The organism is Thermogemmatispora sp. (genome assembly GCF_042408735.1).
In the GTDB taxonomy this organism is placed as follows: domain Bacteria; phylum Chloroflexota; class Ktedonobacteria; order Ktedonobacterales; family Ktedonobacteraceae; genus Thermogemmatispora.
Genome location: NZ_JBHOQV010000002.1, coordinates 1 through 17,475, shown reverse-complemented (window position 1 = coordinate 17,475; position 17,475 = coordinate 1). Strand labels below are relative to the sequence as shown.

Genomic DNA, 17,475 nt, shown 5'->3' with positions numbered 1-17,475 from the left:
GTCCCTTCACCAAATCATGCAGCGCCGGCAGCCCCAGCCTTCGAGCCTGGGGCAGAGGCGCCGCGCCCTCCTTTCGTATACCCGTATCCATCTGCCCGCTGAAGCAGGCGACAACCTCCCCCTACCATCCCACCCGTATTTCCCACCCGGAACGATCCGGAGGCGCGCACGGCCACAGGACCAACAGAGACTTCGGTACGCGTGCCCGGCGGGACTTTCACAAGCAGCAGATCCCCTGTACGCCATCCGCGCATGGCTGTGGAGCGCATCCTGGATCCGCACGGGAAAGCCCGGGCCTCCACGTTCATCCGGCACCGCTGTCCGCGACCCAGCGCCTTGATTTCAAGAAAAGGCATGAGCGGCTTCTTTCTCCTGTCCAGCAAAAACCTTGATTCTTCTCTTCCTCTCCGGCCCCCTTGACGGAGTCGGTGACGGGTCCAGGCGGACATTCCCGGACGCCAGACCGCTCCCCCCTCGCCTATGTTGCTCGCCGGCTCTCTGCCCAGGCCCCTTTCGCCCAAACCTCACCGGTGGCCTGCAACAGAGGGAGCACCCAGGGTCCGAGACAGGGAGAGCAGGCCGAAGAGGGTCTTCAGTCTGGTCTGCCGACGACCTGACGGCTGCTTCGCCCCGTGCTTCGGCCCGGTCAGCGAGGCTGGGCCAAAGCCGGACTGGCGCGCCTCCCCGCACGTTTCCGACTTTGGCCGTAGGGTCCACGACCAGCAATCGCTGCAAGTTGCCCTTCCCTTAAGCGAGGATATGGGCCGTCCCCCTTTCTCTTATGGCCACCGGCCTGACGTTGGCGGCTGCCCACCAGGAGCAATCCCTGGCTTGACCCTCCCCGGCCTGGCCCGCCACCCCTGAGTGTTAGCTAGCAAACACTCGAAGAGCAAGCAAGAGGCCCAAGACTACCTACGAATAGGAACGATCAACGGATAGGGGCAAAAGGGGACGACCCGCCCTTGGCGGCTCCCTCTCAGCTAGCGCTCGCTCTCTTCAGCTTTGGAGAGGACATCATCAGCGAGACCGTACTCTACCGCCTGCTGGGCAGAGAGGTAGTAGTTGCGGTCGGAGTCCTGCATGATGCGCTCCACCGTCTGACCGGTGTGGCGCGAGAGGATCTCATAGATGATGCGGCGCAGGCGCAAGATCTCGCGGGCCGTGATCTCGATATCGGCAGCCTGGCCTTCGGCACCACCCAGGGGCTGATGAATGAGCACCGTCGAATTGGGCAGGCAGAAGCGCTTACCCTTGGTTCCCGCGGCCAACAAGACCGCTCCCATGCTCATGGCCATCCCCACGCAGACCGTCGACACATCCGGCTTGACCCACTGCATGGTGTCGTAAATCGCCAGGCCAGCGTAGATGCTGCCACCCGGAGAGTTGATATAAAGGTAGATGTCCTTGGTCGCGTCCTCACTCTGCAGGTAGAGCAACTGGGCCACCGTGACATTGGCCACCTGGTCGTTAATGGGCGTCCCAACAAAAATGATGCGCTCCTTGAGCAGGCGCGAATAGATATCCCACATGCGTTCGCCGCGCGGGGTCGACTCGACTACGCCGGGGATAATCCCCCGCGGCTCTAGAAATTCCCTGGACTCTTTAATCCACTTGGGGTCACGGGGATTGAATACCGCTCCCATGTTCGCTCCTTGTGATCTCGTTCAGTTCTCGCTAGTGACTGAATAATACAGACATGAGTAGAAGCAGCTCCTGGTCTGAGCCTCTGCGCTTCCAACTCTATTGTGCAACGGATTCGGTGATGACGTGCCAAACCAATCGCTCAAGCGCGCTGCCTCCCTCCAAACCAGCTCTGTCCTGGCACAGCCGACGCTATCCGCGCCGCCCCCAGGCTCGGCCTTTCTTCCATGCACAGGCCCCGGCACCAGCTTTCCGCTGGCCAGGCTGCCCACAGAGAGGCCGCGCTCTCTGTCTGGACGTGCTATCTGTTGTCTCTATCATATCCTATCTGCCTGCGAACCGCAAGCAGCGAGGCCGCCAGCCCGCTCCCTCGCTCGCTCATCCCCCACAAGCAGCCCGACTGACCGTCAGTCAGTCAACCAGTCAACCTGTCATGTCAGCCGCCAGAGGGTCTCGGCATACCAGGCTTCTCCAAAGCGCCAGCCGCCGTAGAAGAGGAGAGCCGGCTCACCGGTCGCCGAGATCTGGCCGTGGTGGGTAAAGAGAAAGGAGCGCAGGCTCTCGGCGCGCGCCGGCAGCGAGAGCAGGCGCTCTACCTCGCGGTCCGCCGGCTGGCGTTGCCTGACCTCGGCCAGGGGAATGTGCAGACAGGTGAGGAAGCAGAGTTCGGGATGGGGCGTGACCAGATCGTAGACCAGACCCAGACAGAGCTGACGGGCAATATCGTCTCGACGCAAGCCGGTTTCCTCGCCGATCTCACGTCGGATGGCCCCAAAGAGGTCGGGCCGTCCCGCGTTATCCCGGTCGCGCTCGCTCTCACAAAAGCCGCCGATGACGTGATAGCGTCCTTCGTAGACATCGACGCCGCGCCGTCGGTCCAGCAGGAGCTGACCATCGGCGGTCTCGATCACAGAGCAAACTGCCAGCGGATTGCTTAGCTCGCGTCGCCCACGCCCTTGGGCAAAGCTGGCCTCGCGGCTAGCTACGTACTCCTTATAGCTGGTCAGGCCCAGCGTCAGGTAGAGGCGCCCATCAAGGCGTACCTCCCAGTCCGCCAGGCGGTAGAGAGGGCTATCGTAGAGGACAGCTCTCCGCTGCTCCATCTCCTGGGTTTTCTGACGCCAACATGCTTCAATGCAATCCTCATCCGAGGGGGTGCGTGGCATGCGCAGGCTCTCATCGTAGCTGACGACGAGCCGCTCGGCGTCGAAGCAGCCACGCACCAGAATCTGGAATTCACGCATGGCTCGCCCTGCTCTTTTGCCTTGCCTTGCTCTACCGAGTTTCACCAGTAGAACCAGACGATCATTCTGACACCATCGTCGCCGTAGTTAGAGGCCAGTGCCTCCATAACCTGAAAGGCTGCCTTCCAGGAGGAAAGAACATCTTTGCGCCTCAGGCGCTCGGAGCGATAGATTTTGCCCTTGATTTTCCACTCCTGCCCCTCTGGCCAGGTGCGGGCACCAAAAACCCCCTCGATCAGGGAGTGGCCGACCGCCTCGGCAAAATCCCTATCCCAGGCGGCCTTCCCTTTATAGACCAGGCTGCCATCTTCGGCTTGCTCATACCAATGGATACGCGCGTCGGGCTGCTCCGCCGGCTCCTCCCAGTCGATAGCTTTGATCTCGGCCCAGCTGATCCAGCTCGTCCCAAAAGCCTCTCCCCAGCGCTGATACTCTTCCCTCACCTGAGGCGAGGCGTCTGGCGGCAAGCCACGCTCGGCAGCAACTGGGCGGAAGTTGGCGTAGTTCTGGATGCCAAAGAGGCAGGCAAAGGCATCGTAGCTGCGGCCAGGAAAGAGGAGTTGCAGATCAATAGCCGCCTGCCAGGGCGTGTCCTCACCCTCCAGGACAAAAGATTGACGACATTCGATCCATCCTGCGATGTCAACTCCCATACGATCTACTCCTTTCGTCGCTGGCATCACCGGCCGCAGCCTTGCCTGGCCCAGGCCCCTGGCCGATTTGATCGGCCGCGGGCGAGCTGGTCCAGACTGGCCGTGCAGGCCGAGCGTCCCCGGCAGAGCGAGGTGACTACTCCCATTCGATAGTCGCGGGTGGCTTGGAGGTGATGTCGTAGACGACGCGGTTGACGCCAGGCACCTCGTTGACGATGCGATTGGCGACGCGGGCCAGCAGATCGTAGGGAAGGCGGGCCCAGTCCGCCGTCATGAAGTCCTCGCTGGTAACAGCGCGCAGCGCCACGACCTGGGCGTAGGTGCGGCCATCGCCCATCACTCCGACGCTGCGCACGGGAGTGAGGACGGCGAAAGCCTGGCTGACCTGGCGATAGAGGCCGGCGCGGCGAAGCTCCTCGATAAAGATAGCGTCAGCGGCACGTAGGGTATGCAGACGTTGCTCGTCGACAGCCCCGATGATGCGGATGGCCAGGCCGGGACCAGGGAAAGGATGCCGCCAGACCCACTCTTCGGGGAGTCCAAGCGCCAGGCCAATCTCGCGTACCTCGTCTTTGAAGAGCCAGCGTAGCGGCTCCACAAGCTGGAGAGTCATTTCTTCCGGCAGGCCGCCGACGTTGTGATGAGTCTTGATGCGCGTGGCGGTACTGGCGGTCTCGCGCCCTGCGCTTTCGATCACATCGGGGTAGAGGGTTCCCTGAACCAGGAAGCTGATCGGCCCTTGTTCCTCGGCCAGGCGCAGAGCCTCCTCTTCGAAGACGCGGATAAACTCTTCGCCGATGATCTTGCGCTTCTGCTCGGGATCGGTGACTCCTTCCAGGCGAGCCAGAAAGCGCCGGCGTGCGTCGACGGCGATCAGGGGAATGTGCAGATGGCGGCTAAAGGTCTCCACGACCTGCTCAGGCTCTCCAGCTCGCATGCAGCCGGTATCGACGAAGACGCAGGTCAGGCGCTCGCCGATGGCCCGGTGCACAAGCAGGGCCGCTACGGCGGAGTCGACGCCGCCGGAGAGGGCGCAGATGGCCCGCGCTTCGCCCACCTGGCTGCGAATCTGGGCCACGGTCTCGTCGATGACCGAACCGGGGGTCCAGTCTGCCCGGCAATCGCAGACGCGGAAAAGAAAATTGCGCAGGATCTCCCGTCCCTGGGGGGTATGTGTCACTTCGGGATGAAACTGGAGGCCGATGAGACCGCCTGGCCCAGCCATAGCCGCACAGGGATTGCTTTCGCTGCGGGCAAGTACGCTGAAGCCGGGTGGTAACTGGTCGACGCTGTCACCATGGCTCATCCATACCTTGAGGCTGGCGCTCGCTGTAGCCACGCTGGCCCCCGCCAGGCCGGCAAAGATCTCAGCCGCCCGACCCTGCTCGCTGGCCGCAGGCAACAGATCGATGGTGGCCGGTCCGTATTCGCGCCGCCCGTGAGCTGGAGCGACGTGCCCGCCAAGCTGGTGGGCTAGCAGCTGCATGCCGTAGCAGATGCCCAGCACGGGCAGACCACTCTTGAGAATAGCCGGATCGCAGCGCGGCGCCTGGTCATCGTAGACGCTGGCTGGCCCACCCGAGAGGATAAACCCTTTGATTTCAAGGTGGGCTTTCTCACGCTGCAGCTCCTCCAGCGTGGTCTCGGCGGGAACCAGCTCACTGTAGACCTGGTTCTCGCGAATGCGCCGCGCAATAAGGCGACTGTACTGGGAGCCGAAGTCAAGAACGATGATGGCCTGACGGCGCGCGTGATTCGACACGAGGCTGCCTTCCTCCCCTTTCATGGCCTGAATCAATGAGACTCTCCCCACTTTATGAAGTAATACGTGTTTCTATTTTACCCCTTCACACAACGTTCCCGCTATCCCCCCTCCCTGGCTTCCCTGTCTGGCAGCCTGCCAGGCAGAGAGGGCCGGCTCCAGCAGAGGAGACAAGACGCGGAAAGCTGTGGAGTGGAGGTGGAGAGGCTCACCAGAGCATGAACGGGCGGAAGCCTCCTGCAAGGCGCTGGCCTGCAAGCGCGGCCAGCCAGTCTGTCTATTTGACTGCTTGCTTATCTGTCAGGAAAAAGCGAGCCGGCTCAGTGCTGACTGGGCCTGACTGGCCGCGCGAACGGCTTTCTTGAAGGCAGTGGCTCTCAGGAGCGCGGCGCCGGTCCGCCTGAGACGTAGATGATCTGCCCGTTGACGAAACCGGCTTCCTCTGAGGCGAGGAAACAGATGACGTTGGCGACATCGCGCGGCTGCCCAACGCGCCGCACGGGAATACGCTTGGAAGCCTCGGCTATGACCTCCTCGGGATCAAGTCCCTGCCGACGAGCAGACGAACGAGTCATTTCGGTGTCGATGAAGCCAGGCGCGACGGCGTTGGTCGTGATCCCAAAGGGACCCAGTTCGATGGCCAGGGTGCGCGTGAAACCCTGCAGGCCCGCTTTGGCCGTCGAGTAGTTGGCCTGCCCGCGATTGCCGAGGGCCGAGGTCGATGAGAGCGAAATAATACGCCCGTACCGCTGCTGCACCATGTGCTTCTGGGCAGCCCGACTGCAGAGAAAGGCCCCTTTCAGGTGGACGGCCATTACGGCGTCCCAGTCCTCTTCGCTCATCTTGAAGAGGAGGTTGTCGCGAATGATCCCCGCGTTATTGACGAGGATATCGAGCCGCCCGAACTGGCTGACGGTCTTTTCTACGGCCTCCTCAACCATAGCGTTATTGGAGACGTCACAAGGCAGCACCAGACTCTGGGCGCCCAGACGCTCCAGCTCCTGTGCGACCTGCTGGCAGCCCTCTACGTCGATGTCGACCAGGGCGACACGTGCCCCTTCCTCGGCCATGCGCAAGGCTGTCGCTGCGCCGATGCCGCGTCCGGCTCCGGTCACAAAGGCTACTCGTCCATCAAGTCGTCCCATCGTATGCTCCTTTTGGCAATGTGGTGAAGGCGACGTTGGTACAGGTTACGTTAAGTATAGTATATCTTTGGCGATCAGCTTCGCAAAGGGACGGCTCGCTTTCTTCGCCGGTTTTGCGCCGGTGCCGGCTCTCTCCCGGTTCGGCCCCGCGAGGGACAGCCGCGCAGGTCGCATCAGGCCAGCCGCTCTGGCTAGAGCCCAACCTGCTCCTGATTCTGACCCTGGCCTGTAGGACGTCTGGCAGGCGCACGTTGGGCCTCCAGGCAGGTTACTCCCTTTGGACCGACAAAGGCGCTGTGGCGCGTGCCCGCTGGCAGAACCATGCAGTCCCCCGGCTCGAGGTCAATGATCCCCTCCGGCCCAGGCGTGTCAGGCAGGACAAAGCGAATGGAGCCGCGCACACAGTAGAGGACCTTGTCGTAGCTGTGGCTGTGCACGGCATAGGTGTCGCCCGAGCCGTTGGACCAGCTGTAAGGGGCGAGACCTTGTTCTTGCATCTTTTGACGCAGTTCTCCTTCTTCAGGAGGATTTGATCCTTTCCAGCGAATTACTTGCATGGCTTGTCCCTCACTTCCCGATACTGAGCTGGCATCATTATCCCAGCTAATTGTATTTTCAGGAGTATAGGACGAATTTGTAAATAGCCGATGATGCTCTGCTAAAAGCTCTGTTAACTGATAGAATACCAGGATGAGAGGGGAGGTCGGCAGGGTGGTCGGAACGAGCCAGGCTGCGGAGCTGGTCCCGACCCGAGCTTGAGCAGAAAAGGCGAGGTTCGCCCTCCTCTGACAAGCGATGAGGAAGGCGAACCTCGCTGACAGTCGCTTGACTCAGCCACGGTCCCTTCACGGGCCAGGGGCTAAGACGATCGGAAAGGATTGGTGGAGTTAGGGCCGATGCTCTTCGCGGGCCTCTTTGGCCTTGTCGCCGGCCTGCTGAGCGGCCTCCTTGGCTTTATCGCCGGCCTGCTGAGCGGCCTCCTTGGCTTTATCACCGGCCTGCTGAGCGGCCTCTTTGACGTGCTCGGCCGCTTCGTGAAGTTTCTCTCCGGCTTTCCCGAGCAGGCCCTGAGCCTTGCCCTCAACCTTATCGGCCTTGCCCTCAGCCTGCAGCTGCTCATTGCCAGTCAGGTTCCCGAGCGACTCCTTCAGGCCGCCCTGAGCCTCTTTCGCCTTGCCCTCGAGTTCGTCTTTATTCATGCTAGTGTTTCCTTCCTTTCTTGCCTATCTTACTTTCTTTATCGATCTCATCCTGGAAGCTGAGCGCGCGCCCTGGTTGCCACAGCCGTCTCTTCAGCGATCCCGATAATGGGGGTGGCGCGCTGAGGCCACCCAGGTGCCAGCGAGGCAGACCAGCGCTCCCCCCAGGCCCCACAGGAGGCACCAGAGCAGCTCTAGAACAGCGCTGCCGGCGTCCAGCGTGGCGGTACCGGTCAGATTACCCGGATAGGCTGGAATAAAGCTGGTTGGCCAGAGAAGCAGCGAGTAGACGATGCCTCCCACAGCACCAGCCAGAAAGCCCAAGCGTCGTCGCACAGCGATCCGCCCAAGGATGAGACCACCGATAAATGCGACAATGAGTGCCACCAGCCAGGTGATCCCGTAGATGGCGGCTAGCAGCAACGCTACTCGTACGGTGAGCGCATCACGTACGACCTGGCGATGGGCCTCGTTGAAGAGGCCGGCATTGACCAGAACCAGCACAATGGTGACCAGGGCGACGAGTACGCCCATAATCAGGCCGCTGATGAGAGCATAGCGCGTCCCCCGCTCGGGCAGGCGCGCCGGCTCTCGTACCGAAACGGTCTCCTGCCTCTGCACACCCGCCTTCGGCGCCGATGGCATCGGCACCACGCGCGCGCTTTCCGACCCGGGGAGCGAGGCTTCCCCGCGCGGAGCCTCAGCCTGCTCTGCCGGCCGGCCTGCTCCTGGCGCCGTTGAGCGAGATTGTTGAACATCTTCCATAATGCACTCGCTTTCTCTGCTGACCCGTTAGCGACCGGAGTAGCCTGTTACTCTCTCTGCTTGTGAAACCGTAATAGCTGGCTCTGCTGCGGAGAAGCCTCCGCTTCCTTCATGAGCACCCTTGTGAAGTTACGGTCCTGGTAGAAACACGTGAGATTAGAGAGCGGGGTTTCAACGCCTAACCTCGACGGGGTTACAGCCTGCTCTCCCCCCCTGGCACCAGTCAGGCTCGGAGCGCTCGGGAGGGCGGCTTGGGACGCACCAGGGCATTTATTGACAGCTCTTGAAAGGTGTATCCATAATAGGATCGAGTTCTTGCCTTGAAAGGATGGTTGCTCACAGAACAAGCAGAAGGGTATGACACCGCCGGAGTTACTCCGCGGCGCTGGAGCCGTCCCGGGTTCGCCCGCGCCGCGCGGAATACTGATAAGCTACAGCCAGCAGAGCAGGCCAGGGCCGGAGGCTGGGGAGGATGGGCTATGAGTGCCTTCTTTTCGCGCCTTGTGGCAACACTGCGCCCAGGCCAGAGGCTGGTCGCCTCCCCGTCGCGCCGCTTGATCAGGGGCTTGCTGGCGCTGACGGTAGCCTTGTTGGGCGGGATCAACGGGCTGGTGGTCCTGCTTCCACCACCTCACCCGGGACGCCTGGAACTGCTGCGCGATCTTTTGACCACTATTGACGTGCTGGCTCCTTTCGGGCCTGCTTTCTGGCCTTTTGTTCAGACCAGCCACATTATCGCGCTCCTGATCGGCTTCTTCCTGATCCTGCTGGCGCTCGGCCTGGCTCGCGGCAAAGAGCGCGCCTGGCAGGTAACTCTGCTTCTCCTACCGCTATCAGCTCTGTTACATGTCATCCGAGGTCTGGCCTTTGAAGAGGCCCTTCTCTCGTTTGCCCTCTGGGGCGCGCTGCTCCTGGCTCGCCCGTGCTTCCAGGTCGCCAGCGATCCCTGGCGGGCTCGCCAGGGTTTTGTTCTCTTGGCCATCGGAGCCGCTTTGCTCCTCCTGTATGGTATCGGTGGTTACTATCTGATCGAAGGGCAATTTCTGACGATCAGTGGCCCGAGCGGCACGGTACTGGCTCTGCTGCGCCGGATGGTCAATCTGCCCACTCAGGAATTGCTGCCGTTGACCCGGCATGCCCGCTGGTTTTTGGATTCGCTGCCCATCTTGGCGGCCACCGCCCTGCTGACCGGAATGGTGGCCCTGCTTCGTCCTGTGAGCGCACGCTGGTGGCTCGCCCAGCAACGGGAGCGCCTGGCCCAGGTCGAGCGTCAGGCCATCGACTTGCTCTGGCGCTATGGACAGGAGACGCTGGCCTTCTTCGCCCTGGATCCTGGGAACCTGCGCTACCTGGCCCCCAGGGGCGAGGGACTGGTGGCCTACCGGCTGGTCAACACGGTCGCTGTGGTTCCCGGCGATCCCATCTGTCCACCGGAGGTGCGCGAGCAGGTTAGCCGCGCCTTTCTGGAACTCTGCCAGCGTAATGGCTGGCAGGTAGCTATCTACCAGGCTCACCCTGATTTCCTACCGTACTATCGCGCCTGCGGCCTGAGCATCTTTAAAATTGGCGAGGAAGCCCTGATCGACCCACGCACCTTTAGCCTGAGTGGCTCGGCGATGGCTAACGTACGAACAAGCAGCCGCCGAGCCGAGCGCGAGGGGGTGAGGCTGCGTTGGCTCGAGGAGGCGCCTCCGCCCGAGCTGTATGAGCAGATGGTCCAGCTCTCGCGCGCCTGGCTGCGGCAGAAAGGGGCCCGCGAAACGGCGGAGATGGGTTTCAGCATGGGGCGCCTCAGCGAGTTGCCGGCTTTGGCTCAGCGAGCGCACCTGATCGCCGCGGCTGCCGAAGAGAGCGAGCGCGCTGAGGGCAGTCAGCAGCCCTTGCCGCGCCTGGTCCTTGGACTGGCCTTCGATCGCGCGGACAGGCTTTGTGCTTTCGTTTCTTTCACTCCAATCTACGGCCTCTACGACGCCAGGGATGGTCAGCGCCGCGGGTGGGGTTGGGCTCTCGATTTGATGCGGCGGGCGCCCGATGCCCCCTACGGCGTCATGGAGCTGCTGCTGGTGCGCGCCATCGAGCGTTTTCGTGAGGCCGGTGCCTGGCTCGTCAGCCTGGGTCTTATCGCCGCCTGTGACACGAACCAGGAGCTTTCAGCCGGCCAGCGCGCCATTGCCAACTTTCTGCTGGAGCACGTCCACGTGCTGGAGGAGCATCGCACACTCCTCCGCTTCAAGCAGAAGTTTCAGCCGCGCTGGGAGAGCCGCTACGTGGTAGCCAGCCACACGCTGGCCCTGCCACGCATCGCCCTGGCTCTGCTCAATGCGCATCAGCAGCCCTCAGCGGCTGGGAGGCTCTCGTCCGGCCAGCAAGATCAGAGTCTGCTTACGCTACATCCATGAAGAATAGATGGCAGCCTACGGGCCTTGTCGCAGAAAAACGTCCGCCTCGCCCGCGGTGGACGTTCGTGCCGCCGCTGCTCTCCTTTGTAGGGGCTCTGCTCGGCGGCGCGCTGCTTACGATTGGCTTGACGTCAGGGCTGAGCGCGTTGCTCATTGCCCTGGGCCTGGATATGCAGCGCTCCCAGATGCTGACGGCCCTTTTCTGTTGTGCGGGTGCTGGTTTCTGTGGGGGACTGGTTGGGCGTCGCCTTCTGGGCGCCTTGCCCGCCAGCCTCTTGCTCTTTTGGTCGGCCTACCTGCAGGATTTCATCGGGACCCAGTTGCAGCCAGTGCGTGATCCCGGCGGCCAACTGGAGCCGCTGAACGTGGGGGCCTTGATCCACACTGTTCTGATGCTGCTGGCCCTGGCCCTGCTGGCGGCCTTTGCTGGCTGCGCTATCGGCGAAGCCCTGGCCCGGGTCTTGTTCGACCCCGTAGTCCAGCTCTGGCAGTTTCTGCGCTCTCGCCAGCGGCTGGCCGCTCTAGAGGAGACCGTCCCGCTGCCGCAGCCGGATCTGAGGCCATGCTTCGCCGCTCAGCCACGGCCTCTCTCTCTGGCAGGGTCCTGGCTTCTGGCCCTCCTGCTGCTCGCCTCGCTGGTCTTGGCTGCCGGCTCGGGCGACCTTTTTCTCTTTGCCCCCGATACCGGCATCCACACGCCTCCGGTCATCCACACCACTGGCGGAGAACCCAGCAAAGGCACGATCGTCAAGGACAGCTTTGCCAGCCCCTCCCTGCACGGCCAGCGCCGCTCGTTCCTGGTCTACCTGCCACCGTCTTATAACACACCTGCCGGCCAGCAGCGGCACTATCCGGTCCTGTACCTGCTGCATGGCTCCCCCGGCAAGATCGTCGACTGGGTCACTGGTGGCAAGGCGGCGCAGTCCGCCGATACCCTGATCGATCTGGGGAAGATTCCTGAGCTGATCATGGTTTTTCCTGATGGCAACGGTCGTCCCGGGGCGACCAGCGAATGGGGCAACAGCGGCGATGGACGACAGCTACTGGAAAACTACGTGGCCTTCGACCTGGTTCACTATATTGACAGCCACTACCGAACCCTTCCTTCGCCAGCAGAGCGCGCCATTGGCGGCAATTCGATGGGGGGCTTCGGCGCGGCCAATATTGCGATCCACCATCCCGATGTTTTTGGCTTCGTCATCTCGCTGGGCGGCTACTACCGCGCCGAGGGTTCAATCTGGGGGAGCAATCCCGCTTATCGACGGGCGAACAGTCCACTCTACACTATCGCGAGCAATCGCCATAGCCAGCGGCTGGCCTTCTTCCTGGGAGCGGCCACCAAGGATCAGCCTTACTATGGCGATACGCTGCAATTCGCCCAGGTCCTCAAGAAACTGCACGTGCCCTATACGCTCGATATCGAAAAGGGCTATCATTCCTGGCACGTCTGGGAGGTGCAGCTCTACCACGCCCTCCTCTGGCTCCGCTGGGGCCAGGTCAAGGCCTGGCTAGGAGAAACGGGTGATCGCTGGGCGGCGCTTTCTTCAATCTCCGCCGCCCCAGCTTGCCGATTCGGCCATCAGCGTGCTATACTCTGACAAGACATGATGCTTTGTTCTGTTTGTGTGATCCCCGTGACCGCGCTTATTCTCCAGCTCCAGTGCCGGACGCCGCGCTGGCAGCGCTACGCCGCTCACCTGGAGCACCGCGGCTCAACGGGTCAAGGAGGTGAGGGACATGGACGCTGGCCCAAGTAGTAGTAGGCGTGTAGCTTTTCTTACATGCCTGCTCGCGGGTAAGTGTGTGTCGCCTCATCGAGTAGGGGGGATCTAGCTTTCACCCGACGCGACGTATGCTGACTCACGGTCTTATCGCTCATTCTCTGGTTCCGAAGAGCAAGTAGTCTGTCAGTCACCGTCCCCTCTGTATCACCACCTTACTCGATGAGCGTGATCCTCTGCCAGCGGTCAGCCGCTATCGAGTAAACACTTCCCGCCTGCCAGTCTGTCCTACGTGCCCTTTGTTCAAGGGTGCCCCAGCAGGGTTTCCCGCCAAGACTTCGGCTCTGATCGGGCTGACACCCCTATGCCGGCGCTGTCTGCCTCTGGCCGCTCCCGGCTCGCCTGCTCCACGCAGGCAGCACGCTTACGGCGCCCACGGGCCGGACTGTGATCTGCCGCCAGTGCCCGGCTTCGCATCCGATCAGGCCACACGCGCTCTGTCTGTCAAGCAAGCAAGATAAGTTGCTATCTCCTCTCGCTCAACCACGCTGCTGTGGCCGAGCGACCGGCCTGTATTGTCTATCGAGCAGACGAGGAAAGGTGGTGATACCCTTGATCTACTTGAGCACGCTGCTGCGTCAGAGTGTCCATGATAGCGAGGGACGGCGCCTGGGAACACTTTTCGACCTTTACGTCTCGCCGCGCGAGACCTTTCCCTGCGTGACGGCGCTCGTGGTGCGCCCGCCGCTGAATAGCAATACGCTGGTGATTCCCTGGTCTCAGGTGCATAGCATTGAAGAGACCCCTATTACCCTAAAGGTCCGTCAGGCCGAAATTACTCCCTACACGCCGCAGCCCGATGAGTTGCTGCTCAAGCGCGACATCCTGGATAAGCAGATCGTCGATACCCAGGGCGTGCGCGTGGTGAAGGTCAACGATCTGAAGCTGGCCCAGATCAAAGGGACGGCGCGCCTGATCGGCGTAGATATTGGGGCCAGTGGCTTGCTGCGCCGACTTGGGCTGCTGGCTCCCATCGAGCTGCTGAGCCATGTCCTGCCGCTGCAGCTGGCAGATCGGACCATTACCTGGAACTACGTGGAGCCGATCCAGGTGGTTCATAGCAGCACCAGCGAGCAGCTTGCTCCGGTCCTGGCCGGGGCCGGTGTGGGCAGCGCTGGCACGGTGAGCGCGGGCGGCGTTGTTCCCCAGGTCCAGTTGAGCGTCAGCCGCACCAAGCTGGCGGATCTGCACCCGGCAGATATCGCCGACATCCTGGAGCAGCTCGATGCGCAAGAGGCCGGCGCCATGCTGGAGCGTCTCGATACCGAAACGGCTGCCGATACCTTGAGCGAGGTCGAGCTGCCGCTACAGGCCGAGATTATCAGCGGCCTCGATTCCCAACGTGCCGCCAGCTTGCTGGCGGCCCTGGCTCCCGACGACGTGGCCGATGTGCTGGCCGAGCTTCCTCGCGAGGAAGCCGAGCGCTTGCTGAATCTGCTGCCCGCAGAAGCCGCTCGCCAGGTGCGCGATCTGCTGCACTACGGCAAACAGACCGCGGGCGGCCTCATGACCACTCGCGTGCTGGGACTGCCCCAGCACCTGACGGTCGAGGAGACGCTGGCCTATCTGCGCCGTCATGCCGACCATCTGGAAACGATCTACTACCTCTATGTGGTCGATGACGAGCAGCGCCTGGTCGGCGTGGTGTCGCTGCGAAGCCTGGTGACCGCCGATCCTCAGGCTCGCCTGAAGGACCTGCTCAATCCCGACGTGATCCATGTCCACACTGATACCGATCAGGAAGAGGTGGCCCGCCTGATCTCTCACTACGATTTGCTGGCCCTGCCCGTTCTCGATGAGAATGGCCGGCTGGTCGGCCTGATCACGGTGGACGATGTGATCGACGTGATCCGCGAGGAGCAGGCCGAGGATCTCTCGGAGATTGCCGGCACAAGCGTCGAGGAGTTCACCACTGAAGAGGAAGCGCTCTCCTGGCGCGCCGTGCTCGGGCGCGTGACCTGGCTGGCGGTGAATGTGGCTGCCGGGCTGCTGCTGGCCCTGCTCTTGAATGGTCTGCTGGGGCCAGTGCTGCGCGCCAGCGCCCACCTGGCTCAGGATCCGGCAACCTCCGGCGGTCTCTGGCGCGCCCTGCATTCGCCGACCACTTTGAGCGGCATGGTCTCCCTGCTGCCTATGCTCCTGCTCACGAGCGGCAGTGTGGGTTCACAGGCCCTGGGAGTGACTGGCTGGCAGCTGCGTTCACAGCGTGGGCGCGACTTCTGGCGCGGCTTCTTCCGCGAGCTGCAGCTGGGCACCGCTGGCGGGGTACTGGCCAGTATCTGCGTGGCCGCCCTGAGCTGGGTCCTCTTCGGCTCCCCCTGGCTGGCGCTGGCAATGGGCCTGGGTCTGGGCCTGACGCTCTTGCTGGCCGCCGTTCTGGGCCTGGTCCTGCCCACCTTCTTCTACCGCCTCCACCTGCGCGGTAGTTTGCTCAATGCACCTCTGCTGGACCCTCTGATTGCGGTCCTGAGCGTCTGCGCCTTTCTGGGCATCACGCTGCCCTTGCTGACAGGCCCGCTCTATACGGGCTGATTCGAGACTCCAGGGAAGGCGGGTCGCACGCGCCCCCGTTGCTCTCGCTCGTGGCTCTGGCCTGGCGACCCGCCCCTGTTCCTCTTTCTCTCTCTTCCCCGTTTCGGCTGACTCCTCTCCTGGCTTGACATCTCGGCAATTCGTTCTCTATACTCAATTTGTGAATACTCAAAGATAGAGTTTTCAACCCTATTTCAATGGCGCTCATAGCTAGAGAGCAGGGAGAAGAAGAAGGAGGACTCCAACTATGCCCAGCGTGCCCGCGCAGATAGCCTGTTTTCCCTTTTGGCTGCGCCGTTCGGCGCGGCGGCTCTCCGCCCTGGTCCTGACCCTGAGCTTGTTGCTTCTGCTGGCCGCCTGTGGCAGCAGCGGAAGCAGTGGAGGGACCAGCGGGGCCAGTGCGCCGGCGGTCACCCTCAACGTCTTCGCCGCCGCCTCCCTCAAGAACGCCTTTCAGGACATCGCCAACCAGTATCACAAGGCCCACGCCAACGTCAGCTTCAAGTTCAACTTCGCCGGCTCCCAGGTACTCGAGCAGCAGCTCGCCAACGGCGCCCCCGCAGATGTCTTTGCCTCAGCCGACCTGGACAACATGAACAAAGCCAGCCAGGCCGGACTGGTCAGCAATCCGCAGGTCTTCGCCAAAAATCGCCTGGTGATTATTGTGCCTTCATCCAATCCTGGCGGTGTCAATTCGCTGCAGGACCTGGCTAAGAAGGGCCTGAAGTTTGACATCGCCGCCTCGACGGTGCCGGCGGGCAAATACTGCCGTCAGGCTTTTGATAAGATGGCCAGGTCTTCAACGTATGGTCCTCAGTTTGAGAAGGCCCTGTTGAGCAACGTCATTTCTCAAGAAGACAATGTGACAGCGGTTCTGCAGAAGGTTGAGCTGGGCGAGGCCGACGCTGGCTGCGTCTACCAGACGGATGCCGCCAGCGCTCAGGGCAAGGTCAAAGTGATTCCTATTCCAGACGAGTTCAACGTCATTGCCCAGTACCCGATCGCGGTGGTCAAGTCTTCGGCGCATGCCACCGAGGCTCAGGGCTTCGTCGACTACGTGCTTGGACCACAGGGGCAGGCAACTCTGGAGAAGTATCAGTTCATCGCGAAGAATGGTTGATGTTCAGCAGGCGCCGGCTCCCAGGACGACCAGGCCGCGAGGCCGGCGCTTTCTGCTTTCGCCCAGGCAGGGCCGCGCTTTGCTAGCGCTCCTTGTCGGGTTGCTGGCCGCCAGCTTCCTGCTCTTCCTGGGTATCCCGCTGGCGGCCCTCCTGCTGCACGAGCCACCGCAGCAGCTCTGGAGCGCCTTGACCCAGCCCGACACCTTTACGGCCCTCCAGCTGAGCCTGGTCACCACTACGGCCAGCACAGCCCTCAGCGTGCTCTTTGGCCTGCCTGTGGCCTGGGTGCTGGCGCGCCAGCCGCTGCCAGGACGCCGCCTCTTGGAGACCCTGGTAACCATGCCGACGGTCCTACCACCGGTAGTGGCCGGCGTGGCTCTGCTGTTGACCTTCGGTCGCTTTGGCCTGCTGGGTCGCTATTTGAGCGCCCTGGGGATCAGCCTACCCTTTACAACGGTAGCTGTGGTCATGGCCCAGACCTTCGTCTCGGCGCCCTTCTTCGTCAACAGCGCGCGCGCCGGCCTGGAACAACTCGACTCGCGCTACGAGCAGGCGGCCTACACGCTGCGGGCTTCGCCGTTCTACACCTTTCGCCGTGTGGTACTGCCTCTGATCCGTCCGGCCCTGTTGAGCGGCATTGGCCTGACCTGGGCGCGGGCCTTGGGTGAGTTCGGGGCCACGATCACCTTCGCGGGCAACTTCCCAGGAACCACCCAGACCATGCCGATCGCCATCTATATCGCGGCAGAAACCAATCTTGACGCTGCGGTAGCCCTCTCGGTGCTGGTCTTAGCCGTCTCCTTCGCTCTGCTGTTGGCCCTGCGTCTGGGGCGTGAGGGCTGAGGAGAAGACGACAGGGCGGCCATCTCCCCTCGCCCGCCCTGCCCGCTCCGGCCAGTCCTCTCTCTGTACCCCATCTCAGGAAGGGAGGACAACGCCCCCTGCCTGCGAGAGCAACGGTCCGCAGAGCGCGAACCAGACCCGTGGGGGAGCGTCCACCCACCCCATCGACCCTACCCATGCTTCTGATTGGGACCGCCACGCCGTCCAGCGGCACAGCCCGGCCAGGAGAGAGCCCCCAGGAGCGAGTCCCGAGAAAAGCTGTTCCTAGTTGCGTCAGCTCTTCCCATTTGTTACAATGTAGGTGCCACTTGCAACACGCGCGGTCATGCTGTCAGTACATCCTTTACACCCGCCCGGCGACGGATCGGTTCGATCAGAAAGGTACGGAAG

The 17,475-nt window shown here is 62.4% G+C and carries 13 protein-coding genes; 5 read left to right on the top strand and 8 right to left on the bottom strand.

Going from position 1 to position 17,475, the window contains the following annotated elements; all coding sequences use genetic code 11:
- Positions 1–980: 980 nt before the first annotated feature.
- From clpP to ACFMO7_RS00255, 8 genes are all read right to left on the bottom strand, one after another.
- Positions 981–1,643, bottom strand: coding sequence for an ATP-dependent Clp endopeptidase proteolytic subunit ClpP (gene clpP / locus ACFMO7_RS00290; RefSeq protein WP_376793540.1), 663 nt, complete (start codon positions 1,641–1,643; stop codon positions 981–983).
- A 429-nt stretch (positions 1,644–2,072) separates the two neighbouring features.
- Entirely contained in the window at positions 2,073–2,885 is an 813-nt protein-coding gene (locus tag ACFMO7_RS00285; protein ID WP_376793539.1) for an NUDIX hydrolase, read from the bottom strand.
- Positions 2,886–2,926: 41 nt separating this feature from the next.
- Positions 2,927–3,538, bottom strand: coding sequence for a hypothetical protein (locus tag ACFMO7_RS00280; RefSeq protein ID WP_376793538.1), 612 nt, complete (start codon positions 3,536–3,538; stop codon positions 2,927–2,929).
- A gap of 136 nt (positions 3,539–3,674) precedes the next feature.
- Positions 3,675–5,324, bottom strand: a complete 1,650-nt coding sequence (gene guaA, locus ACFMO7_RS00275) for a glutamine-hydrolyzing GMP synthase (RefSeq protein WP_376793564.1) — start codon at positions 5,322–5,324, stop codon at positions 3,675–3,677.
- Positions 5,325–5,677: 353 nt separating this feature from the next.
- On the bottom strand, positions 5,678–6,445 hold the full coding sequence (locus ACFMO7_RS00270; protein WP_376793537.1) for an SDR family oxidoreductase: 768 nt from the start codon (positions 6,443–6,445) through the stop codon (positions 5,678–5,680).
- A gap of 191 nt (positions 6,446–6,636) precedes the next feature.
- A complete protein-coding gene (locus tag ACFMO7_RS00265; RefSeq protein WP_376793536.1) occupies positions 6,637–6,942 on the bottom strand; it encodes a cupin domain-containing protein in 306 nt (101 codons plus the stop codon).
- 390 nt (positions 6,943–7,332) lie between these two features.
- Complete coding sequence (locus tag ACFMO7_RS00260; RefSeq protein ID WP_376793535.1) at positions 7,333–7,644, bottom strand: CsbD family protein; 312 nt, start codon at positions 7,642–7,644, stop codon at positions 7,333–7,335.
- 93 nt (positions 7,645–7,737) lie between these two features.
- Complete coding sequence (locus tag ACFMO7_RS00255; RefSeq protein ID WP_376793534.1) at positions 7,738–8,409, bottom strand: hypothetical protein; 672 nt, start codon at positions 8,407–8,409, stop codon at positions 7,738–7,740.
- 479 nt (positions 8,410–8,888) lie between these two features.
- Here ACFMO7_RS00255 and ACFMO7_RS00250 point away from each other — a divergent pair, with 479 nt between their 5' ends.
- From ACFMO7_RS00250 to ACFMO7_RS00230, 5 genes are all read left to right on the top strand, one after another.
- Positions 8,889–10,808 carry a bifunctional lysylphosphatidylglycerol flippase/synthetase MprF gene (locus ACFMO7_RS00250; RefSeq protein WP_376793533.1) on the top strand — a complete coding sequence of 640 codons (1,920 nt, stop codon included), beginning with the start codon at positions 8,889–8,891 and terminating at the stop codon, positions 10,806–10,808.
- Positions 10,809–10,873: 65 nt separating this feature from the next.
- Entirely contained in the window at positions 10,874–12,406 is a 1,533-nt protein-coding gene (locus tag ACFMO7_RS00245; protein ID WP_376793532.1) for an alpha/beta hydrolase, read from the top strand.
- 735 nt (positions 12,407–13,141) lie between these two features.
- Positions 13,142–15,121 carry a magnesium transporter gene (gene mgtE, locus ACFMO7_RS00240; protein ID WP_376793531.1) on the top strand — a complete coding sequence of 660 codons (1,980 nt, stop codon included), beginning with the start codon at positions 13,142–13,144 and terminating at the stop codon, positions 15,119–15,121.
- A gap of 247 nt (positions 15,122–15,368) precedes the next feature.
- Positions 15,369–16,241, top strand: coding sequence for a molybdate ABC transporter substrate-binding protein (gene modA, locus ACFMO7_RS00235; RefSeq protein ID WP_376793530.1), 873 nt, complete (start codon positions 15,369–15,371; stop codon positions 16,239–16,241).
- Between the two features lie 79 nt (positions 16,242–16,320).
- Positions 16,321–17,085: an ABC transporter permease gene (locus tag ACFMO7_RS00230; protein ID WP_376793529.1), complete on the top strand. Its 765-nt coding sequence runs from the start codon at positions 16,321–16,323 to the stop codon at positions 17,083–17,085.
- Positions 17,086–17,475: the final 390 nt, after the last annotated feature.